At 42.3% G+C, this 20,240-nt stretch carries 18 protein-coding genes; all 18 read right to left on the bottom strand.

Features of this window, described 5'->3' with window-relative positions; all coding sequences use genetic code 11:
* Window positions 1-12: 12 nt before the first annotated feature.
* The 18 genes from CXF80_RS17370 to mutL all read right to left on the bottom strand — a co-directional run bounded on the left by CXF80_RS17370 (window position 13) and on the right by mutL (window position 20,239).
* Window positions 13-810, bottom strand: coding sequence for a DUF1338 domain-containing protein (locus tag CXF80_RS17370; RefSeq protein ID WP_101034174.1), 798 nt, complete (start codon window positions 808-810; stop codon window positions 13-15).
* Between the two features lie 68 nt (window positions 811-878).
* Window positions 879-2,339, bottom strand: a complete 1,461-nt coding sequence (gene astD / locus CXF80_RS17365) for a succinylglutamate-semialdehyde dehydrogenase (protein WP_101034173.1) — start codon at window positions 2,337-2,339, stop codon at window positions 879-881.
* 9 nt (window positions 2,340-2,348) lie between these two features.
* On the bottom strand, window positions 2,349-3,368 hold the full coding sequence (astA, locus tag CXF80_RS17360; protein WP_101034172.1) for an arginine N-succinyltransferase: 1,020 nt from the start codon (window positions 3,366-3,368) through the stop codon (window positions 2,349-2,351).
* Between the two features lie 115 nt (window positions 3,369-3,483).
* The gene (locus tag CXF80_RS17355) at window positions 3,484-4,701 is read right to left on the bottom strand and encodes an aspartate aminotransferase family protein (protein WP_101034171.1); all 1,218 of its coding nucleotides are present in this window, start codon (window positions 4,699-4,701) and stop codon (window positions 3,484-3,486) included.
* Between the two features lie 336 nt (window positions 4,702-5,037).
* Entirely contained in the window at window positions 5,038-6,180 is a 1,143-nt protein-coding gene (locus CXF80_RS17350; protein WP_101034170.1) for an HDOD domain-containing protein, read from the bottom strand.
* Window positions 6,181-6,282: 102 nt separating this feature from the next.
* Window positions 6,283-8,769 carry a S9 family peptidase gene (locus tag CXF80_RS17345; RefSeq protein ID WP_101034169.1) on the bottom strand — a complete coding sequence of 829 codons (2,487 nt, stop codon included), beginning with the start codon at window positions 8,767-8,769 and terminating at the stop codon, window positions 6,283-6,285.
* A gap of 128 nt (window positions 8,770-8,897) precedes the next feature.
* Complete coding sequence (locus tag CXF80_RS17340) at window positions 8,898-9,467, bottom strand: aminodeoxychorismate/anthranilate synthase component II (RefSeq protein WP_101034168.1); 570 nt, start codon at window positions 9,465-9,467, stop codon at window positions 8,898-8,900.
* Between the two features lie 97 nt (window positions 9,468-9,564).
* Window positions 9,565-10,035, bottom strand: coding sequence for a ClpXP protease specificity-enhancing factor (locus tag CXF80_RS17335; protein WP_101034167.1), 471 nt, complete (start codon window positions 10,033-10,035; stop codon window positions 9,565-9,567).
* Window positions 10,035-10,664, bottom strand: a complete 630-nt coding sequence (sspA, locus tag CXF80_RS17330; protein ID WP_101034166.1) for a stringent starvation protein SspA — start codon at window positions 10,662-10,664, stop codon at window positions 10,035-10,037. Before sspA ends, CXF80_RS17335 begins: the two co-directional genes overlap by 1 nt.
* 96 nt (window positions 10,665-10,760) lie before the next feature.
* Entirely contained in the window at window positions 10,761-11,498 is a 738-nt protein-coding gene (locus tag CXF80_RS17325; protein ID WP_101034165.1) for a cytochrome c1, read from the bottom strand.
* The gene (locus CXF80_RS17320) at window positions 11,498-12,712 is read right to left on the bottom strand and encodes a cytochrome b (RefSeq protein WP_101034164.1); all 1,215 of its coding nucleotides are present in this window, start codon (window positions 12,710-12,712) and stop codon (window positions 11,498-11,500) included. The genes CXF80_RS17325 and CXF80_RS17320 overlap by 1 nt, the downstream gene beginning before the upstream one ends.
* Complete coding sequence (gene petA / locus CXF80_RS17315) at window positions 12,712-13,302, bottom strand: ubiquinol-cytochrome c reductase iron-sulfur subunit (protein ID WP_101034163.1); 591 nt, start codon at window positions 13,300-13,302, stop codon at window positions 12,712-12,714. Before petA ends, CXF80_RS17320 begins: the two co-directional genes overlap by 1 nt.
* A 399-nt stretch (window positions 13,303-13,701) precedes the next feature.
* The gene (gene hflC / locus CXF80_RS17310) at window positions 13,702-14,580 is read right to left on the bottom strand and encodes a protease modulator HflC (RefSeq protein ID WP_101034162.1); all 879 of its coding nucleotides are present in this window, start codon (window positions 14,578-14,580) and stop codon (window positions 13,702-13,704) included.
* 2 nt (window positions 14,581-14,582) lie between these two features.
* Window positions 14,583-15,743 (bottom strand): FtsH protease activity modulator HflK, encoded by a 1,161-nt coding sequence (gene hflK / locus CXF80_RS17305; RefSeq protein WP_101034161.1) that lies wholly within the window; start codon window positions 15,741-15,743, stop codon window positions 14,583-14,585.
* A gap of 33 nt (window positions 15,744-15,776) precedes the next feature.
* The gene (gene hflX / locus CXF80_RS17300) at window positions 15,777-17,084 is read right to left on the bottom strand and encodes a ribosome rescue GTPase HflX (RefSeq protein WP_101034160.1); all 1,308 of its coding nucleotides are present in this window, start codon (window positions 17,082-17,084) and stop codon (window positions 15,777-15,779) included.
* 19 nt (window positions 17,085-17,103) lie between these two features.
* Window positions 17,104-17,361 carry an RNA chaperone Hfq gene (gene hfq, locus CXF80_RS17295; RefSeq protein ID WP_101034159.1) on the bottom strand — a complete coding sequence of 86 codons (258 nt, stop codon included), beginning with the start codon at window positions 17,359-17,361 and terminating at the stop codon, window positions 17,104-17,106.
* Window positions 17,362-17,445: 84 nt separating this feature from the next.
* On the bottom strand, window positions 17,446-18,372 hold the full coding sequence (gene miaA, locus CXF80_RS17290) for a tRNA (adenosine(37)-N6)-dimethylallyltransferase MiaA (RefSeq protein ID WP_101034158.1): 927 nt from the start codon (window positions 18,370-18,372) through the stop codon (window positions 17,446-17,448).
* A gap of 1 nt (window position 18,373) precedes the next feature.
* Window positions 18,374-20,239, bottom strand: a complete 1,866-nt coding sequence (gene mutL, locus CXF80_RS17285) for a DNA mismatch repair endonuclease MutL (RefSeq protein ID WP_101034157.1) — start codon at window positions 20,237-20,239, stop codon at window positions 18,374-18,376.
* Window position 20,240: the final 1 nt, after the last annotated feature.

Below are 20,240 nucleotides of genomic sequence, written 5' to 3'. Positions count from 1 at the left end.
GATAGATGAACATTACATCGCATTGGTACTTTCAAAAATTTTGTCGGCTGATGCCGCTACAAAACCAGTATAAATCTGACCATTATCCATCGGATAACGGCGGGCGAATTCATAGAAACAACTTGGAATTTCAACACCGCCATCGGTAAACTTCACCACCACTTTATCGGCCATGGTCGAAGACTGTTCTAGCAGCACTTCTGGCGACCCTTTAATTTCACCGCCTGAGCTATTTAATAAAAAGCCAGCCTGTTTTAAGGCTTGGTTTACATCTTCAATACGCTCAAACTCAGGTAAATCATTAATTGAAACCGTAAAATGATTGGCACGATAACCTAATGCCGCAACCCACGCCGCATATTCACTTTCAACGAGTAATGCTTGGTATGTCGCTTTATCTAGATCCCAATGACAGCCAGAATAAATGAAATTATCTGCAGTAGTAGCTGCGACATCCACTTGGCCAACTAAGTCATGAATGGTCTTTTGCAACTCAGGGCTAAACTCTTCAACTAACAGCTCAGAAATAAACACCTTTGGCTGTTTAGGATCCGGATGTTCAAAATGCTTGGCAATCAGTTTTTTCTGCACAAACTGATAATCACCACTGTCGACATAACCAAGAGAAGTGAAATGCTTGGCCAGTACGTTTAAATTCACCTTGGCGATATTAAAGGTCCGCAACGCAATATGGTCATTGATGATGGGAGCACCGTGGCCTAATAGCTGATGAATTTTCGCCGCTGACGGCGTCATCTGAATATAGTCTTGCCATAAGGCAGCAAATAAAGCATTAACGTCAGTATGCATGGTTAAATCCTTCTAAATAAGGCTGGCGATTAACATCGCCAGCACTGATCATGCGATGAATTTATCAGTTAAATTGATAAACCAGGGCTTAAAGTTGCAGGTAAGCTCACCGCGTCAGCTTCCATTGAAGCGACTGGGTAAGCACAGTAATCAGCAGCATAAAATGCACTTGCACGATGGTTACCCGATGCGCCAACACCACCAAACGGTGCCGCACCTGATGCGCCAGTGATCTGCTTATTCCAATTAACAATACCTGCACGAATGCGCGCTAAAAAGTAATCATAATCTTCACGGCTATCCGCTAATAGACCTGCAGATAAACCATAGCGAGTCGCATTGGCTAAATGAATCGCTTGGTCAAAATCGCGATAACGAACGAGTTGCAATAATGGACCAAAATATTCTTCATCAGGTAATTCAGCAATCTGAGTCACATCAATTAAACCTGGAGTGACTAAACCGGTTCCGGCTTCAACTTGCACTAACTCAACTAATGAAACGCCACCTAGTGACTGCAAGGTAGCTTGTGCACCAACCATGCCAAGCGCTGCGGTTTCAGAAATCATCGCCCCCATAAACGGCTGCGGTTGTGCGTTCCAAGGACCGACTTTAATTTGCTTAACCGCTTTGACTAGCGCTGCGATTAACGCATCGCCTTGCGCGCCTTCTTCAACGTATAAACGACGGGCACAAGTACAACGCTGGCCAGACGAAATATAAGCAGACTGAATGATGTCATGAACTGCAGCTTTGGTATCCGTTACGCCTTTAACGATAAGGGGATTATTACCGCCCATCTCTAAGGCTAAGATTTTACCTGGGAGGCCAGCATATTGTTCATGTAAAATATGCCCAGTACGAGAACTGCCGGTAAAGAATAATCCGTCAATTTGTGGATGCGACGCTAACGCTTTACCGGTTTCAACTTCACCTTGCACTAGGTTAATCACACCTTGTGGCAAACCGGCTTTATCCCAACATTTCAGCATTAACTCAGCCACTTTAGGCGTCAATTCAGACGGCTTAAATACCACTGTGTTACCCGCCAATAATGCTGGCACTATGTGACCATTTGGCAAATGCCCGGGAAAGTTATACGGACCAAATACGGCCACAACACCATGAGGCTTGTGGCGTAATACGGCGCGTCCTGCAGGTAAATCATTGGTTTCAGTACCGGTACGTTTGTCGTGAGCTTTCGCTGACAAGGCAATTTTACCAATCATAGCACCCACTTCAGTTGCGGTTTCCCACTGTGGCTTACCCGTTTCTTGGGCTATGGTTTCAGCGATTTCGGCTTTATTAGCTTCTAGTTCTGCGCGGTACGCTTCTACAATGGTCAAGCGGGTTTCATAGCCCAACATAAACCAATCAAACTGCGCCGCGCGAGCGGCATCGACAGCTGCATTCACTTGTGTGGCAGTCGCAGTGTTACCTTGCCAAATGACGTCACCGTTGGCAGGGTTTTTTGAGTTAATATCATGACCTTCGCCAGCTAACCACTGACCTTTAATATATTGTGTCATTTCTTGCTCCTACATTGCTAAAACACGAATTTGCTCGCCTTCGCTAACCATAAGACCGGCGGCGATTTCAGGACTAAGCAGTACATTGTCGTGTTCATCAGAGACCAATAATTTTATCGCTGATGCACGATAATCAGCGAGTGAAGTGTTGGATATAATAAAATGGTGATCGGCATGTAACATTTTGCCGATGTTAACCGTGAGTAAGCGACTTTTCTTTACTGAGCGAATATCACTAATTGAACATTCAACCGTTGGGCCGCCATCAAAAATATCGACGTAATTGCGGAACCTAAATCCTTCAGCTTGCAGTAAACGCAGTGCTGGCTTAGTATTTTTATGGACTTCACCGATCACTTTTTGGGCTTTTTTAGGCAACATACACACGTAAACAGGGTTTCGCGGCATCATTTCGGCCATAAACGCTTTTTTGCCTAAGCCAGATAAATAATCGGCTTCAATAAAGTCGATGCCTAAAAAATGATGCTGTAGCCATTCGTAAAAAGGTGAGTCGCCATGATCATCACTAACACCGCGCATTTCAGCTATCACAGTTTCACCAAAGCGATGCTGATGTTGGGCTAATAATAAAAAACGTGATCGCGACAACATTCGACCATTGTTACCTTTACGATAACCGTCTTTTAAAAACAAGGTACACAGTTCCGCGGCGCCCGTGTAGTCATGGCATAATGTCAGGGTTTCAACTTCATTACGGACCGATATTTGTTGAGAGTGGTATACCTCAGTACCTAAACGGTAATGATAAAAAGCATCTTCCATGCCGACAGCCGCTTCAATACCACAGGTACCAACAACTTCATTGGTTTTCATGTCTTCAAGCACCATCAAATAACCTTCGTCAAAAGGTTTATCAACATGCTTGATAAAAGATGCCTCTGCCCTAGCAATCTTTGAACGCAGTAACTCTTCGTTAACTGGTAAAGATGTAAAACCGTGGCCTGACTCGACTGCGATACTGTAGAGTGCATCGTAATCACTTGCACGGATAGGACGTATGATTAACATCTTAATCTCCTCATTGCGCCACAAGCAAACAGCGCTGAAATACATTTCGGCGCATATTTACGTTGTCAGCGTACCCAAACAAAAAAGTGCACGCTGGGGGTGCACTTTTTGCTAATTAACCTGCAACCACTTTTGCTACAGCGCGTTCAAAACGCAATAAGCCTTCTGCGATATCAGCTTCTGGGATCACTAATGAAGGAGCAAAACGCACAACGTTTGCACCGGCCATCAAACTCATTAAGCCTTCAGCAACTGAGGCTAACAAAAACTCCCGACTACGACCTTCATATTGCTCATTTAATACCGCACCAATTAACAAGCCTTTACCACGCACTTCACTAAATACGTTGTATTTGGCATTAATTGCCGCTAAACCATCACGAAATAGCTGTTCGCGATGTTTAACACCGTCCAGTACTTCTTTGGTATTAACCACATTCATTACCGCATTTCCTACAGCACAAGCCAGTGGGTTGCCGCCATAAGTAGAACCATGAGTACCGATTTTAAAGTGAGCGGCGATTTTTGCTGTTGTTAGCATTGCGGCGATAGGGAAGCCACCGCCTAGCGCTTTGGCACTGGTTAAAATATCAGGCACGATATCAGTACCCATGTAAGCAAATAGCTCACCGGTTCGGCCTACGCCCGTTTGTACTTCATCAAAAATCACTAATGCGTCGTGCTTATCGGCTAAACGACGTACCGCTTTTAAGAACTCAGGATCACCGTCGATAATCCCGCCTTCACCTTGAAGAGGTTCAAGCATGATGGCACAAGTCTTATCAGAAATAACCGCTTCAAGTGCAGCGATATCATTAAAAGGCACGTGGGTAATACTTTGTGGCTTAGGGCCAAAACCGTCAGAATAAGCAGCTTGTCCGCCTACGGTTACCGTAAAGAATGTACGGCCATGGAACGCTTTATCAAATGCGATGATTTGATCTTTATCAGCACTATGGTTGTCTAGTGCATAACGACGAGCCAATTTTAAGGCGGCTTCATTCGCTTCAGCACCTGAGTTAGCAAAATATACCCGCTCAGCAAAAGTGGCATTAACTAACTTTGTGGCTAATTCAAGCGCTGGCTCGTTAGTCATTACGTTTGATAAATGCCATAACTTTTCGCTCTGCTCTTTTAATGCAGACACTAAAGCAGGGTGACAATGACCTAAACAATTTACTGCAATACCACCAGCGAAATCGATGAATTCTTTGCCTTCTTGATCCCACACTCGGCTACCTTTACCGCGTACAGGAATAACCGCGGCAGGCGCATAATTAGGCACCATAACTTCATCAAATTGGGCACGGGTTAGATTCATTTCTACACTCATTGCATTTTATCCTTCAGGTTGTAAACGGCTTCAAAGCCGCTGTTTCCGCTGTTTGCTTTATATTCTGTTAGTTCATTAGCGGAAGTTTGTATTATTTATGCGACATTATTAGCGAAAATGTGATCAAAATACCAGTTCAGTACAATTAACTTGTGCAGGCTTGCTTGGCATTGTGCATAAAGATTTAAAAAACATGCCTAAACAATGCGCTTATTCAGGGGTATGGAGCATAACTAGTCATAAAAAAACTTATTTGACTCGATTTTGTGTGGCTATTCATCAAAAGTGAATAATTACACAGATTTAACATTTCCAACTATGACAGAGATAGTCGGTTTAAAGTAAATCAAGCTTACGAAAATTTTGCCCTTTAAGCCGAATTAATTCTTGATCTGAAAATTGATAATAATCAAACATAATTCGCTTTTCTTGTGGATCGATTTGTTGTTGCTCTTCTAACAAAAGCACTTTGGCATAACAACTGGCCTTAGCCACTATCGCGGCATCAGCTGACAACTCGGTGAAATGGTAATCGTGATCTAACTCTTTTAATACTAAGGTTATCGGAGAGTCTTCAAATTTAAGTAATGTCAGCAATTGCCAATTTAAACGATGGCTATGTTGTATCACTTGATCTAACACCGCTTGCGCAGGAAAATCAGTTGCCATAATGGCATCGTAAACTTGTTTTTCGCCACTGTGACTGGCCTCTCTGAGCCATGTCCCCCAAGTGTTATCAAACATATGCCCACTTTGGCTGAGTATGATGGAGGTAGAAAATTGATACATTAAGGCACAGCTATAAGCCAAACTCGGCGCTTCATTATGTAACTCAGCTAACGTTTGCGCCGCAATGGCACTTACCATGCTATATCGCCTTAGCTTTCTGGTTATCCACAATAAGTTAGCATTACCTGAAGGTAACCAATGACGTAAGCAAAAATAAGGGATCAGTAAGCGTAAGTTCTCAATCCCGATATAGTTAAGCACCAGCTTAATGTCAGTCACTTGCACATCGGTATGTTTGGGCCGTCGGTGACCTGATGCCGGACTGTTAATTAAATTGATTAAATCACGAGATAACCAGCTAATACTTCCAATAATGGGTCGAAGTCGATTAATGTTAAGGTCTGAATGTAATAATAAATCGAGCAGTAAAATTTGGCTTTCACTAATTCCCGAAGCCTCTAATACCATTTGTGGATGCGCTAATTGATGCTCTATCGCATGATTAACCGTATGGGTTAACTGTGCAGACACCTCAAGATATACATTTTTTTCTTTAGCTTGTTTTTCGAGGCGCACTTTTAATGCTTGACGCTCAATATCAAGCTTATTGGCGCTCTGTTCTAACTCAACGCTCAACTCATCAGGCATAGCATTGGCTTTGTGCTTACCCACAATCAGTTGTGTATAGAGCCGGCGCTCAATCTCGATGACTTTCCCGGGCCGAACTCCACCTGCTATTGATATTGCCACTCACATTGCCTTTTACTGTTTTTATCGCTTAATCATAAAAATTATGGCTTCTCAAAGGAAGCCATAATCGATATTTATTTGTGTTTTTGAATCCAGAGCCGATTAGTTAAGTTCTTGATCAAACAATTTATAAATACGACGATACTGGTCTAACCAACTTGAAGCTTGCTTAAATCCATGCGGCTCAACCGGATAGATTGCCATTTCAAACATCGGTTTTTCTAATTCAATCAGACGTTGAACCATGCGCACACTATCTTGAAAAAATACGTTGTCATCTACTACACCACTCATGATCAGTAATGGCTTCTGTAAACCTTGAGCATATTCTATCGGTGAGCTACGCTCATAGGCGATAGGATCAACGTCAGGCGTATTTAAAATATTTGACGTGTACGGCGCATTATAATGGGCCCAGTCTGTTACAGGGCGTAATGCGGCCCCTGCTTGGAATAACTCAGGTTCATTAAACAGCGCCATAAAGGTGAGAAATCCGCCGTATGAACCACCATAAGTGCCAACACGTTTGCTATCAACGTTAGCATTTTTCGCCATCCAAGCCACACCGTCTATCAAATCTTCAACTTCAGGATGACCCATATTACGATAAATTGACGTACGCCAGTCACGTCCATAACCTTTTGAACCTCGATAATCCATGTCCATCACCACATAGCCTTGTTGGGTAAGTAAGTTATTGAACATAAATTCACGGAAGTAGCCTGAAAAACCATAATGAGCATTTTGTAAATAACCGGCGCCATGGTTAAACACCACGGCTGGATATTTATCAGCTTGTTGAGGATCATAATCTTGTGGCAAATAAACCCGGGCGTAAATTTGCCCCGCGCCATGGCTTGAAGGTACTGTGACTATTTGCGGTGCTTGCCAAGGATATTGTGTAAACGCTGTGCTGGTATAATGGGTTAATTGGCTAATTTCGCCACCAATAGATTGAATGTATAGCTCATCAGGGTGCACAGCAGAAGAAGCCGTTAATAACAGTGATTGCCCATCAGGGCTTAAGCTGTAATCCAATGTGCCTAACCACTGAGTCAGTTGTTCTGTTTTGCCGCTGGCAATCTCTACACGGTAAACATTATAGCTACCTGGGTGGTCTTTATTGGCACGATAATAAAGATGTTTTGCATCGGGTGATAAAGTCACATTATCAACCACAAATTGGCCATTAGTTAAGGCTGTTACTTCATTAGAGGCTGTTTTGATATATAGCTGAGAAAAACCAGACTCTTCAGATAAGTAGTACATGCTATCGGTACCGGTTATCCAACCAAATTGATTAAAATTATAATTTACCCAAGCATCATCATGTAATCGGTGTTCGGTTATCAGCTTGCCTTTTTGAAGATCAACACTGGCGATCCAGCGATCTTTGTTGTCAACGGCTTCCAGCATCACTAATAATTTATCGTCAGACTCATGCCACTGAATTGCACTCTGACTCCATTCCCAATCTTGCATTAACTGGACTAAACGTGGTGCTTTTTCGCTTTTATAGCTTTTGCCTTGGGCCTTAGCATTTTCAGTTTTGACACTTGCCAGTACGTCTTGATCAAAACCTGTTAGACCTTCGATGGTAATGTCTTTTTTATTGTGTTCAACAAGATCAAGTAGCACTAAACGTTGTCCAGGAAAGACATCTTCAGCCACTCGAGCACGAGAAGGCACGGGAACGACATAACCCTCTTGGCCCAAATAATTGGGCATAATGTCGTGTTCTGCACGCCAATCATAATTTTTATCAGTCAATGCCAATATCACGTAACGTCCATCAGGTGACAAGCTCATTTCTGAAACCACTTCGGCATCACCTAAATACCAAGGTTTAGCTGAAAACGTAGGATCGGCTTTAGCCAATGAGTCACGGTATTCATCACGTGTGACACTGTTATCATGTTCCCTGGCAACATAGTTAATTAATCTGTGCTGTTGCTTAGCGATAAAGCTACTGGGTGCTTGCGTCGCTTTAGGTTCGTTTTCTATTTGGATGGCGGCAATTTGTTCCATTAGCCCGCTAGACTGGTGCACCCGAAAAATATTATTACCTTGCCAGAATGCAAGGTCGCCACCCTTTAAAAAACGCACCCCATTAATGGCATCATTTTGACGGGTAATTTGCTTTATTTCACCATTTGATAAGTCTTTTACAAATACGTTACCTTGATAAATATAGGCTTTTTGAGTCTTTGCCTGATCGAATACGCCATTACGTTGATCGGCAAGGTGTAGCTGATTGAGTGCAAGTTTGTTTGCCTCAGACTGTCCAATAGCTTGTTGATAAAAATCACGGACCGGAGATTGATGTGCTTGGCGACTGAAATATATCGATTGACTGTCATCGCTCCAATAAGCTCCTTGAGCAAAGATTCCCATCCAATCTGGATTGGCCATAATTTGATTAAGTGTCAACGGCTGCTGGGCTTTTGGAGGCGGTGCTAATGGTACGGTCAATGCACTTGCGCTGGGGGTTACGATAGCAGAGGTATTGTTATTATCCGTGGCGGCACAGCCACTCATTATGGCCAAAGAAAGTGCACTCAGCGCAATGTTTCGCATAAAGCTTGTCATGATCATCCCTTTTATTATTTTTAAGCGCTATTTATAGCATAATTGCCGCGTGACTTTAGCCAGATTGGTTGCAGAAGTTGTAACAGAATAAGTGATTATCAACCTAAAAATAGACTGTGAATAACACTTTATAGATGTAAAAAGTTATCCAATAGTTCATGACCTTGCTGAGTCAATATAGACTCAGGATGAAACTGAACACTGTAAATACCTAAATCAGCATGGCTCATTGCCATAATTTCACGACCATAAATTGGGTCATCAAACCACGCATCCAGCCTAAAGCCATTGGGAACATGATTAATCAACAATGAATGATAGCGAGTCACCTGCAGCGGAAGTGCTAACTGAAAAAATAATCCCTGTTGATTATGTTCAATCAAGCTGGTTTTACCGTGCATAACACGTTTTGCACGTATAACGTCAACGCCAAACACTTGGGCGATAGCTTGATGTCCTAAACAGACACCCAGAATGGGAATTTTACCCGCAAAGTGTTTAATCGCCGCAAGTGAAATACCCGCTTCATTTGGAGTACACGGACCGGGAGAAATGATTAAATGAGTCGGTGCTAATGCTTCAATTTGTTCAATGGTGATGTCATCATTTCGCTTAACCAGTATCTGTTGCCCAAGCGCTTGGAAGTACTGTACTAAGTTAAACGTAAAAGAATCATAATTATCAATCATCAACAACATTATGGGTTCCACTTAGTTATAAATTTTTTGTGGCACATCAATTTTAGTTTAAAAAAAACCAGCCTTGCGACTGGTTTTATGTGCTGATAACTAATCGTTACTTCACCACAGTTAAATGGTTTTTACGCTTAGCTTTATCATCTGGATCCGTCGATTTAGGCGATGGTGGCAATGTCGAAGTATCATCAACAGATTTCATTGATGGTGGTACAGATGATAAATCATCATCTTCACCTTCGATCATGTACGCATCTTCCATATCAAACACCGTGCCAGCGCCGTTTTCACGTGCATAAACGGCGACGATAGATGCCATAGGTAAATAGACATTTTGTGGTACACCACCAAAACGTGCATTAAACTCAACAGCATCGTTGGACATGTGAAGATTAGACACAGCTCCGGTGGCAATATTCAGGACGATTTGACCGTCTTTGACAAATTGCTGTGGAACTTGCGTACCGTTAACAAATGCATCCACAACTACGTGTGGCGTCAAATGGTTATCCATCAACCACTCATAGTAAGCACGCAACAAATATGGACGATTAGCTGTTATTGGTTTCATTACATGCCCATGCGCATTTCGCGCTCAGCCTCAGTTAACGATGCCTTAAATGATTCACGTTCAAAAATACGGGTCATATAAGCACTGATATCTTTCGATGTACGAGGATCTAAGTGAATACCTAATACTGGTAGACGCCATAATAATGGGCCTAAGTAACAATCAGATAAACCAAACTCTTCGCTCATGAAGTATGGCATTTCAGCAAATACTGGCGCTAGAGCAATCAAGCTTTCAGTTAACTCTTTACGCGCAGCATCAGCTTTTTCACCTTTACGGATACGCTCTACAAGCGCATACCAGTCAGTGTCGATTCTGTGCATCATTAAACGGCTTTGGCCGCGAGATACTGGGTATACAGGCATTAATGGAGGATGTGGAAAACGCTCATCCAAATATTCCATAATAATGCGTGATTCGTACAACACTAGCTCACGATCAACTAAGGTCGGTACTGAGTTGTATGGATTTACTTCAAGTAAATCTTCAGGCATCTCACTTGGGTCTACCTGTAAAACATCAACGGTAACCCCTTTTTCAGCCAATACGATACGTACTTGGTGACTATATAAATCATCGGCACCAGAAAAAAGTGTCATGATAGAGCGCTTGTTGGCAGCAACAGCCATTGATACCCTCCAGAAACTAAAAAAAACAAAACAAACGAGGGGGCTAAGCCCCCCGTTTACAATATGCGGATGGTGTATATTAACCGTTATTGATGGCTAGTGTACATCTTTCCAGTATTCTTTCTTCAACAAATAAGCAATGATGAAGAAAATAAACAGGAATCCAAGTACCCACCAGCCTAAAGCTTCACGCTCTAACTGAACAGGTTCAGCAGAATAGACTAAGAAACCGGTGATATCACGCACCGCTTGGTCGTATTCTTCTGCACTCATTTTGCCACCAGTAGCAGGGTTTAGACCTACTAATTCCATCGTTTCAACACCGTCGATTACTTTCTTTTCATAATGAGGAGTTGCAAGACCTTGCAGGTCTTGTAAAACATGTGGCATACCCACTAATGGGAACACGGTATTGTTGGCACCAAATGGACGAGTTTCATCGGCATAGAAACCTTTTAGGTAAGAATATACCCAATCAGCTCCACGTACACGAGCAACTAACGTTAAATCTGGAGGCGCAGCACCAAACCATTTAGCCGCATCTGCAGTAGGAATGGCATTTTCCATTAGATCACCGATTTTAGCATTGGTGAACATGTACTTGTTACGCATATCATCGTTAGAGATGCCTAAGTCAGTGGCAACACGCTCATAGCGTTGGTATTGCGTGCTGTGACATCCAGAGCAGTAATGTTGGAATAAATCCACACCACGCTCTAATGACGCTTTATCATGTAAATCAACGTTAGCGCTTTCTAAATGAACACCATGTCCACTTGCTGCCATTGCGAGAGATGGCAGTAATGTAACTAATGCAATTAATAACTTTTTCATTAGTGTGTCACCCTCGTTGGCACTTCTTTTGTTTTCTCATTTTTACTGTAGAACCATAAGGCTACAAAGAAACCAAAATAAGTGAAAGTGAATACACGTGCCGCTATAGTTAACTCAGGCGTTGCAGGAACGACACCTAAATAACCAAGAATGATGAACGACACAGTAAATTGTGCAATGTTGATCTTGTGAGTCAAACTACGGTAGCGGATAGACTTCACTTTACAACGATCAAGCCAAGGCAGAATAAACAGCACAGCAATCGACAGACCCATTGCAACAACACCGATTAACTTATCAGGAATTGCACGCAAAATGGCATAGAAGGGTGTGAAGTACCAAACCGGCGCTATGTGATCAGGGGTCTTCATTGGATTAGCCGCTTCAAAGTTTGGCTTTTCAAGGAAATAACCACCGCCTTCAGGCATAAAGAACAGCACATAACAGAACACGATCAAGAAACCAGCTACACCCATAATATCTTTTACAGTGTAATAAGGGTGGAATGGAATACCATCAATGGGCCATCCGTTCTCATCTTTATTCTTTTTAATCTCGACGCCGTCTGGGTTATTCGAACCCACTTCATGTAATGCAATTAGGTGTAAGAACACCAACACAACCAATACAAGTGGTAACGCAATAACATGCAGTGCGAAGAAACGGTTTAATGTTGCGCCAGAAATAACGTAGTCACCACGGATCCACAATGTTAGGTCATCACCAATAATAGGAATGGCACCAAACAAAGAGATAATGACCTGCGCGCCCCAGTAAGACATTTGTCCCCAAGGCAGTAAGTAACCCATGAATGCTTCAGCCATCAGCACAAGGAAAATCAACATACCAAATAGCCATAAGAGCTCTCTTGGTTTTTGATAAGAACCGTAAATTACCCCACGGAACATGTGCATATAGATCACAAAGAAAAACGCCGATGCACCGGTAGAGTGCATATAACGAAGTAACCAGCCGTAATCAACATCACGCATTATGTATTCAACAGAAGCAAACGCACCTTCTGCTGTAGGTACGTAATTCATGGTTAACCAAATACCTGTCAGTAACTGGTTAACTAATACTAATAATGCTAATGAACCAAAGAAATACCAAAAGTTAAAGTTCTTTGGTGTCGCATACTGACCCACATGACGGTTATAAGTTGCCGTCATTGGGATGCGTGCATCAATCCAATCAATTAAATTCTTAACCATTACGCCGCTCCTGTGTCTACACCGATGATAACGTTAGCATCACCGATATATTTGTGCGGTGGGACCACTAGGTTTAATGGTGCAGGAACACCCTGGAATACCCGACCAGCCATGTCAAATTTAGAACCATGACAAGGACAGAAGAAACCAGATGTCACGCCTTCAACCTGCTCACCGAATGAATCAGGCAGATAAGTTGGCGAACAACCTAAGTGAGTACAAATACCGACTGCAATAAAGAATTCAGGCTTAATAGAACGAGCAGGGTTAGTTGCATATTCTGGTTGCTGTAATTCTAAAGAAGCAGGATCGCGTAATTGACTGTCTAATGTTTTAAGATTATTTAGCACAGCTTCTGTACGACGAACGACCCAAACCGGTTTTCCACGCCATTCGACACGAATTAACTGACCTGGTTCTACTTTACTAATATTTACTTCGACCGGCGCACCTGCAGCTTTCGCCTTGGCACTCGGATTCCATGACTTGATGAAAGGAACCGCTACAGCGACAGCACCAGCACCACCTACTACGGCGGTTGCGGCTGTCAGGAATCTGCGACGTCCGGTATCGACTGGCGCATTGCTCATCCACTTATCTCCCAGAGGGTGTTGGAATTTTTATATTTCAATACTTTAGCGACCAAAAAGGTAAAACGCTAAAATCATAGTTTGAGGCGGTGCTCATTATAGCGAAAAATTAGAACCAGATCATAGTGAAAACATACATCTATGTTGAGGATATTAACATTTTTTTCAAAATCGCATATAAATCAACCGTCCCGCAACAATTAGCAGCAACTTAATTAGTAAAAAAAACCGCGTTAACACTTAGTTAAATCAGCAATTTATCGACATTAGACAGTAAAAAACGTCTCAAAGCTTTACTATTGTCATTTACCAAAGTTTTTTGCAAAACTAAATTCAAATTACAGACATAAAAAAGCTCGGTAAAAACCGAGCTTTTTTTAGGCTAAAAAAATATCAACGCTATTTTCCGCTAGATGATTTCATGTATTTGAAGAAATCGCCTTCAGGTTCTAACACCATAATGTCATTTTTGCCGGAAAAACTTTCTTTGTAGGCTTCTAAGCTACGTAAAAAGCTATAAAACTCAGGATCTTTACCGTAAGTATCAGCATAGATTTTTGCCGATAATGCATCACCTTCACCACGAACGGTCAAGGCGTTACGCTCAGCTTCAGCAATCTTAACCGTGACATTCGCATCAACAGTCGCGCGAATAATCTCAGCTTGCTCTTTACCTTCTGCACGGTGCTCTTTCGCCACAGCTTGGCGTTCGGCGCGCATACGTTGATAAATACTGATACTGACATTAGCAGGTAAATTAATTTGCTTAACACGTACATCAACCACTTCAATGCCAAGACTCTGAGCACTTTCAGAAGCATTTTCTAATGCATCGTTTTGCAATTCATCGCGTTTACCTGACACAATTTCCTTGATCGTCCGGCGACCAAATTCAGTGCGTAAATCGTTACTGATTTTGGCTTGTAATAAACTTTCTGCATTGGCTTTAACACCGCCATTGGTAGAAAGATAATACGTTTTAAAATCACGAATACGCCACTTAACATAGGAGTCGACCATTAAGTCTTTCTTTTCAGAAGTAACAAAACGATCCGCTGCACCGTCCAATGTCTGGATACGAGCATCCATATAGCGCACTTTATCCACTACGGGTAATTTAAAGTGAAGGCCTGGAGCAAATACCTTTGTGACGTCTTCATCTTTAAGGACTTTACCAAAGCGGGCTACAATTGCGCGTTCGCCTTCGTTTACCACCATCATAGATGAAAAACCAACCCCTAAAATGACCACAAGAATGATCAGAGCTAATCTACCCATTGTTAGTTCCTCCCTTGGCGAAGACGATCTTCGCGGCTGAGACGACCATCAGACGACATGCTCGTAATAGGCGTATTGACACCATCACCTGATCCCGAATTAATGTGACGCTCCGTCTCAGGTTGTACTTGATTGCGCGGATTCTTAGAAGAATCCATCAGTTTATCCAAAGGTAAATACATTAAATTACCGCTATTCTTCGTGTCAATGAGTACTTTATTAGTATCAGCCAGCACGGATTGCATCGCATTAATGTATAAACGATTACGGGTCACATCAGGCGCAGCTTTATACTCAGGTAATAACTTCTCAAATCGAGCGACTTTACCTTGAGCTTCAAGAACTTCACGCTGTTTATAAGCACTAGCTTGCTGTGTCATTCGTTCTACTTGGCCACGCGCTTTAGGTTCAATTTCACGCGCATAGGCTTCAGCTTCGCGAATAAAGCGTTGTTGATCTTCCTGAGCTGAAATAGCATCATCAAATGCATCTTTCACTTCTTCTGGAGGACGAGCGGGTAAAAAGTTAACGTCACGAACTTTTAAGCCTAGTTTATACGGCTCAATAATACGCTCTAACTCTGTCCAAGTATCACGACGAATACCATCACGTCCAGTGGTTAAAATGTCATCCATACGATTATGGCCAATGACATAACGCAACGCACTATCGGTCGCTTCACTTAAACTCGAATTGGCATCAACAGCACTGAATAAATATGAATAAGCATCTGATACGCTATATTGAATCACGAGTTCAACATTCACGACGTTTTCATCAGATGTCAGCATTCTGCCAGATGCTGGAATCGAACGGACCGTTTCCACGTCGACGGTAATCACTTCATCAATAAAAGTGGCTTTCCAATGTAAACCGGAACTCACTTCACCGATGTGATCACCAAAACGAAGTAACACACCACGCTCAGCTTCTTTAACCGTGTATAAACCCGACAATGCCCAAATAATTAAGGCAATAACGACAAATACAATCAATAAAGATGAATTAAATGGTAGACCTGAGGCGCTATTGCCCCCCTTGCCACCAAAACGTTTTGATAGGTTACGAAAGACTTCGTCAAGATCCGGTGGCCCTTTATCGTTACCACCTTTATTTCCCCAAGGGTCTTTGTTCCCCTTGTTACCGGGCTCATTCCAAGCCATTTAGCACTCCATAATTGGATGAAATAAATGAGATTAACAAGAGGTGTCTACTTCTGAAGATTCAAAAATAAATGCCTCTAATTCCCCCTGACTCTGTTTAGCTAATCGGCGCCAATCGGCCTCCGATAAACGAACAGACAAAATACAGTTCCCCAGATCGTCATACTCTTTCTGCTGTATTGCATCTAGCCGATAAAACTGGCCAAGATAATGTCCTGCTGATGCAGGTATTTTCAATGTAAGCTCGCAAATAACTTGACCGATTAATTCGGTTATAGCTTTAAGCAGCAAATCAAATCCAATGCGTTTTTGCGCAGAGACCCAAACCCTATCAGGTTTACCGTCTTCACCGTAATCGATACGGGGCGCGAAATTTTCAAGTAAATCAATCTTGTTACATACTACTAATTGAGGAATCTCATCTGCATCAATTTCTTCCAATACATTTTGTACTTGGTCAAAATTTTCAGCCATATTTTCATCTGCACAATCAACGACATGTAAAAGAATTTCTGCTTGTCGAGTTTCTTGTAATGTGGCCTTAAATGCCGCAACAAGGTCATGAGGTAAATGACGAATAAACCCAACAGTATCCGCTAAAATTACCGCACCATCAGGTAATGATAACTTACGTAGCGTCGGATCCAATGTTGCAAATAACTGATCGGCAGCATAAACGTCCGATGACGTTAACGCATTAAATAATGTCGATTTACCCGCGTTGGTATAACCCACTAAAGACACTGTCGCTAAGTCACTGCGCTTACGAGCTCGGCGGCTTTGCTCACGTTGTTTATCCACTTTATCAAGGCGACGATTAATATTCTTGATCCGGCCTCGTAATAAACGTCGGTCTGTTTCAAGCTGAGTTTCACCCGGCCCTCGCATCCCGATACCACCTTTTTGTCGCTCTAAATGAGTCCAACCTCGAATTAAGCGTGTCGACATGTGGCGCAATTGCGCTAGCTCCACTTGCAACTTACCTTCATGAGTTCTTGCTCGTTGAGCAAAAATATCAAGAATAAGTGTCGTTCGGTCTAATACTCGACACTGACATACCAATTCAAGATTACGTTCTTGAGCAGGGCTCAATGCATGATTAAAAATAACTACATTGGCCTCAGTAGCAGCGACCATAGCAGCCAATTCTTCAGCTTTACCGGTACCAATAAAAAACTTACGATCCGGCGAACGTCTGCTGCCAGTAATCACCCCAATAGAGCGAGCACCAGCAGATTCAACTAACAACTGTAACTCAATAAGATCTTCTCGACGCTCTTCATCAGAAAAGTCTATATGAACCAATACAGCTGTTTCACCCGCTTCATAACGATCAAACAAAAATTATATTCCTTTTCAATTATTCAACATCACTTTCTTCACCATTGGCAGTACCTTGGTGAGCAGAAACGTTAAATGGGCGTGCTGGTACGACTGTTGAAATAGCGTGTTTGTAAACCATTTGGCTTACCGTATTTTTCAACAAGATAACAAATTGATCAAACGACTCAACTTGGCCTTGTAATTTGATACCATTCACTAAATAGATAGAGACGGGTACACGCTCTCGACGCAATGCGTTCAAAAATGGGTCTTGTAAAGATTGCCCCTTAGCCATTTCAATTTCCTTTTTTTATTTTATAAATATGTTGAATTAAGTTTTATTGTTTAGTTTTAGTATTATACAGCAACGCCAAATTAGCTAGTTGCTTTGTTGCATAAGCGTAACTAAATTTCCTTCTGCACCACTTTCAAGCCACTGTAAATCGGGCCAACTCCTCAACCATGTTAATTGACGTTTGGCCAATTGCCTAGTGGCTGCAGTAGCTTTTTCGACCATGGTCGTATGATCAAATTCATTATCTAGGTACTGCCAGCACTGTCTGTAACCAACACAACGCATAGACGGTAGCTCTAAATGCAAATCGTTACGAGCTTTTAAGCGCGCAACTTCTTCGATAAAACCTTGTTCTAACATCATATTAAAGCGTTTAGCGATTAATTGATGTAAAATTTTTCTGTCGGTTGGTGCAATAGCAAATTGCACTACATCATACGGCAAAGCGGCTGACTTCGTTTGAGTCAATTCAGTCATTGTTTTACCACTGATCCGATATACCTCTAGTGCTCGCGACAATCGTTGTGGATCGTTAGGATGAATTCTTTCTCCTGCGACGGGATCAATGTCACACAACTCTTGATGCAGCGCGTCCCAACCTTGGGTTTGAGCTTGAGCTAATATTTGCTGCCTAATGCCGTCATCAGCACCGGGTAAAGGTGACAAACCTTCTAACAATGCCTTAAAGTACATCATGGTACCACCCACGAGTAAAGGCGTCTTACCTCGGCTAACAATGTCTTCTATGGCCAATAAAGCATCACGGCGAAAATCTGCCGCAGAATAACTTTCGCTAGGATCAAGAATATCAATTAATTTATGCGGCGCTAATTGCAGTTCTTGCAAACTCGGTTTAGCAGACCCTATATCCATATCACGATAAATCAATGCTGAATCGACTGAGATAATCTCACAATTATGTTGCGTCGCCATTTCAATGGCTAGTGCCGTTTTGCCTGAGGCGGTGGGCCCCATTAAAAAAATCACTTTTGGCTTATCGACACTGTTCACGTTAATAATCTTTCATCCAATTGTGCCAAGGCAATATGTGTTCTTGGTCATAACAAATTTGTTTAGTTTCTTCGTCAAGTGAACAAAATCGCTGCCATAAGGCTGGCGCGGGCTCAAATTGCGATAAACTTTGTTGTGCAAGCCAAGCCACAATAGCACTGTCTTTCGGTTGTTCTAATTGTATCCATTGTAGTAACTCAGGGATCACAATAGCAAGTTGGCTTTCCCTCAAATATGGGGGCACTTTTTTAATTATCAACTGTTGGAAGCGAATTGTTAATTCAATACCCATTTGGCGCAGTAACAGATCACGTATTACTAATGTTTCTGTCCAATCCAAATCTGCTGCAATAGACACTGGCATTAATAATGGCTGAGACACTAAACCATTAACAAACTTGGCTGCAGCCTCTTCCTTTCTCACTGTCAACAACACCTGTTTTATTGGCAGTAATGACAGCTTATCATCTTTACAAATAACCCAATGCTCACCCGCTAATATGGGCGGCATTGCAACTTGAGTCGTCACTTCATTAACATATGATACTGGGGTATTCATCGGGGTATGCAGCAAATGTCCATAATTGGCAATGGCCGTCTTATTGACCCCAGAGGAAGATGCAATGGTGGGCTTTTTATCATAACTAGGCTTAATTGCAGCTGAATAGCCACCAGATAAGTCATTATTCTTTCCCGGAACATGCATCGAACCGAATGGGCTAACACTGTTAATCGCCTTGTCAGGCTCATGATTAAGTGTAAAGGCGTCTTCAGTGGTGTCGACAATATTGGCATTATGCAACAAGGTTGACTCTGTGTGCATCGGTGCGACATTATCATGGTGATGTAATTCAACATCAGGCAAAGACAATACAGGCATTTGCACTAACGCTGACTGTACCGTTTGTAGAATAAAGTCATGTACATAACGAGATTGATGAAAACGCACTTCGTGCTTGGCTGGGTGTACATTCACATCAACTTGGTGTGGATCAAGCGATAACATCAGCACATATCCCGGCTGATGCTCAATGCCATATTCAGCAAAAGCTTGTTTTACGGCGTGATTAACCAGACGATCTCTGATTAATCGTCCATTGACATAAAAAAAGCTGGTATCTGTGATGACACTGTCATGTGGTGATTGTAAATAACCACTTAATAATAAACCATCATGTTCACACTCAATGCTCAACGCCTGTTCTGCAAAGGCTTTCCCACAAATTTGAGCTAATCGTTGCTGGGTCTGGATCTCGGTATTGGCAGGTCGATACTGGCGAACTAATTTACCATTATGTGTCAAGGTAAAGTGAATATCGTTGCGAACAATCGCAATCCGTTTTAACCACTCATCAATATGGGTAAATTCCGTTTTGTCGCTTTTTAAAAAACGACGTCTTGCGGGAGTATTAAAAAATAAATCCACCACTTCAATCGTTGAGCCTTGCGGATGTGCGGCAGGCGTGACCTTAACGTCCATTTGCGAGCCTTCAGCAAAGGCCTGCCAAGCTTCAGATTGTTCAGCGGTTTTTGAGGTTAAAGTTAACCGAGACACTGAGCTAATGCTGGCCAAAGCTTCACCTCGAAAACCAAAGCTTAAAATAGCTTCTAGGTCATCTAGTGTATGTACTTTTGAGGTAGCATGACGCGATAGAGCCAAGGCTAACTCATCTTTAGGGATGCCCGCACCGTTATCGCGAATACGAATAAGCTTGCTTCCCCCTTTGTCGATATCTATATCAACTCTAGTGGCACCAGCATCAAGACTATTTTCAACCAGTTCTTTGACCACCGAAGCCGGACGTTCAACTACTTCACCGGCTGCGATTTGGTTTGCAAGTTGAGGAGGTAGCAGTTGAATGACCATA

It is taken from the genome of Shewanella sp. Actino-trap-3, assembly GCF_002836275.1.
In the GTDB taxonomy this organism is placed as follows: Bacteria; Pseudomonadota; Gammaproteobacteria; order Enterobacterales; family Shewanellaceae; genus Shewanella; species Shewanella psychromarinicola.
The sequence above is the reverse complement of the archived record's forward strand: the minus strand, read 5'-3'. Positions and strand labels throughout refer to the sequence as shown.

Excerpts from the sequence above, each read along its gene's own strand:
- CXF80_RS17370 (WP_101034174.1), bottom strand. The coding sequence starts at position 810 with ATGCATACTGACGTTAATGCTTTATTTGCTGCCTTATGGCAAGACTAT.
- astD (WP_101034173.1), bottom strand. The coding sequence starts at position 2,339 with ATGACACAATATATTAAAGGTCAGTGGTTAGCTGGCGAAGGTCATGAT.
- astA (WP_101034172.1), bottom strand. The coding sequence starts at position 3,368 with ATGTTAATCATACGTCCTATCCGTGCAAGTGATTACGATGCACTCTAC.
- CXF80_RS17355 (WP_101034171.1), bottom strand. The coding sequence starts at position 4,701 with ATGAGTGTAGAAATGAATCTAACCCGTGCCCAATTTGATGAAGTTATG.
- CXF80_RS17345 (WP_101034169.1), bottom strand. The coding sequence starts at position 8,769 with ATGACAAGCTTTATGCGAAACATTGCGCTGAGTGCACTTTCTTTGGCC.
- CXF80_RS17340 (WP_101034168.1), bottom strand. The coding sequence starts at position 9,467 with ATGTTGTTGATGATTGATAATTATGATTCTTTTACGTTTAACTTAGTA.
- CXF80_RS17335 (WP_101034167.1), bottom strand. The coding sequence starts at position 10,035 with ATGAAACCAATAACAGCTAATCGTCCATATTTGTTGCGTGCTTACTAT.
- sspA (WP_101034166.1), bottom strand. The coding sequence starts at position 10,664 with ATGGCTGTTGCTGCCAACAAGCGCTCTATCATGACACTTTTTTCTGGT.
- CXF80_RS17325 (WP_101034165.1), bottom strand. The coding sequence starts at position 11,498 with ATGAAAAAGTTATTAATTGCATTAGTTACATTACTGCCATCTCTCGCA.
- CXF80_RS17320 (WP_101034164.1), bottom strand. The coding sequence starts at position 12,712 with ATGGTTAAGAATTTAATTGATTGGATTGATGCACGCATCCCAATGACG.
- petA (WP_101034163.1), bottom strand. The coding sequence starts at position 13,302 with ATGAGCAATGCGCCAGTCGATACCGGACGTCGCAGATTCCTGACAGCC.
- hflC (WP_101034162.1), bottom strand. The coding sequence starts at position 14,580 with ATGGGTAGATTAGCTCTGATCATTCTTGTGGTCATTTTAGGGGTTGGT.
- hflK (WP_101034161.1), bottom strand. The coding sequence starts at position 15,743 with ATGGCTTGGAATGAGCCCGGTAACAAGGGGAACAAAGACCCTTGGGGA.
- hfq (WP_101034159.1), bottom strand. The coding sequence starts at position 17,361 with ATGGCTAAGGGGCAATCTTTACAAGACCCATTTTTGAACGCATTGCGT.
- mutL (WP_101034157.1), bottom strand. The coding sequence starts at position 20,239 with ATGGTCATTCAACTGCTACCTCCTCAACTTGCAAACCAAATCGCAGCC.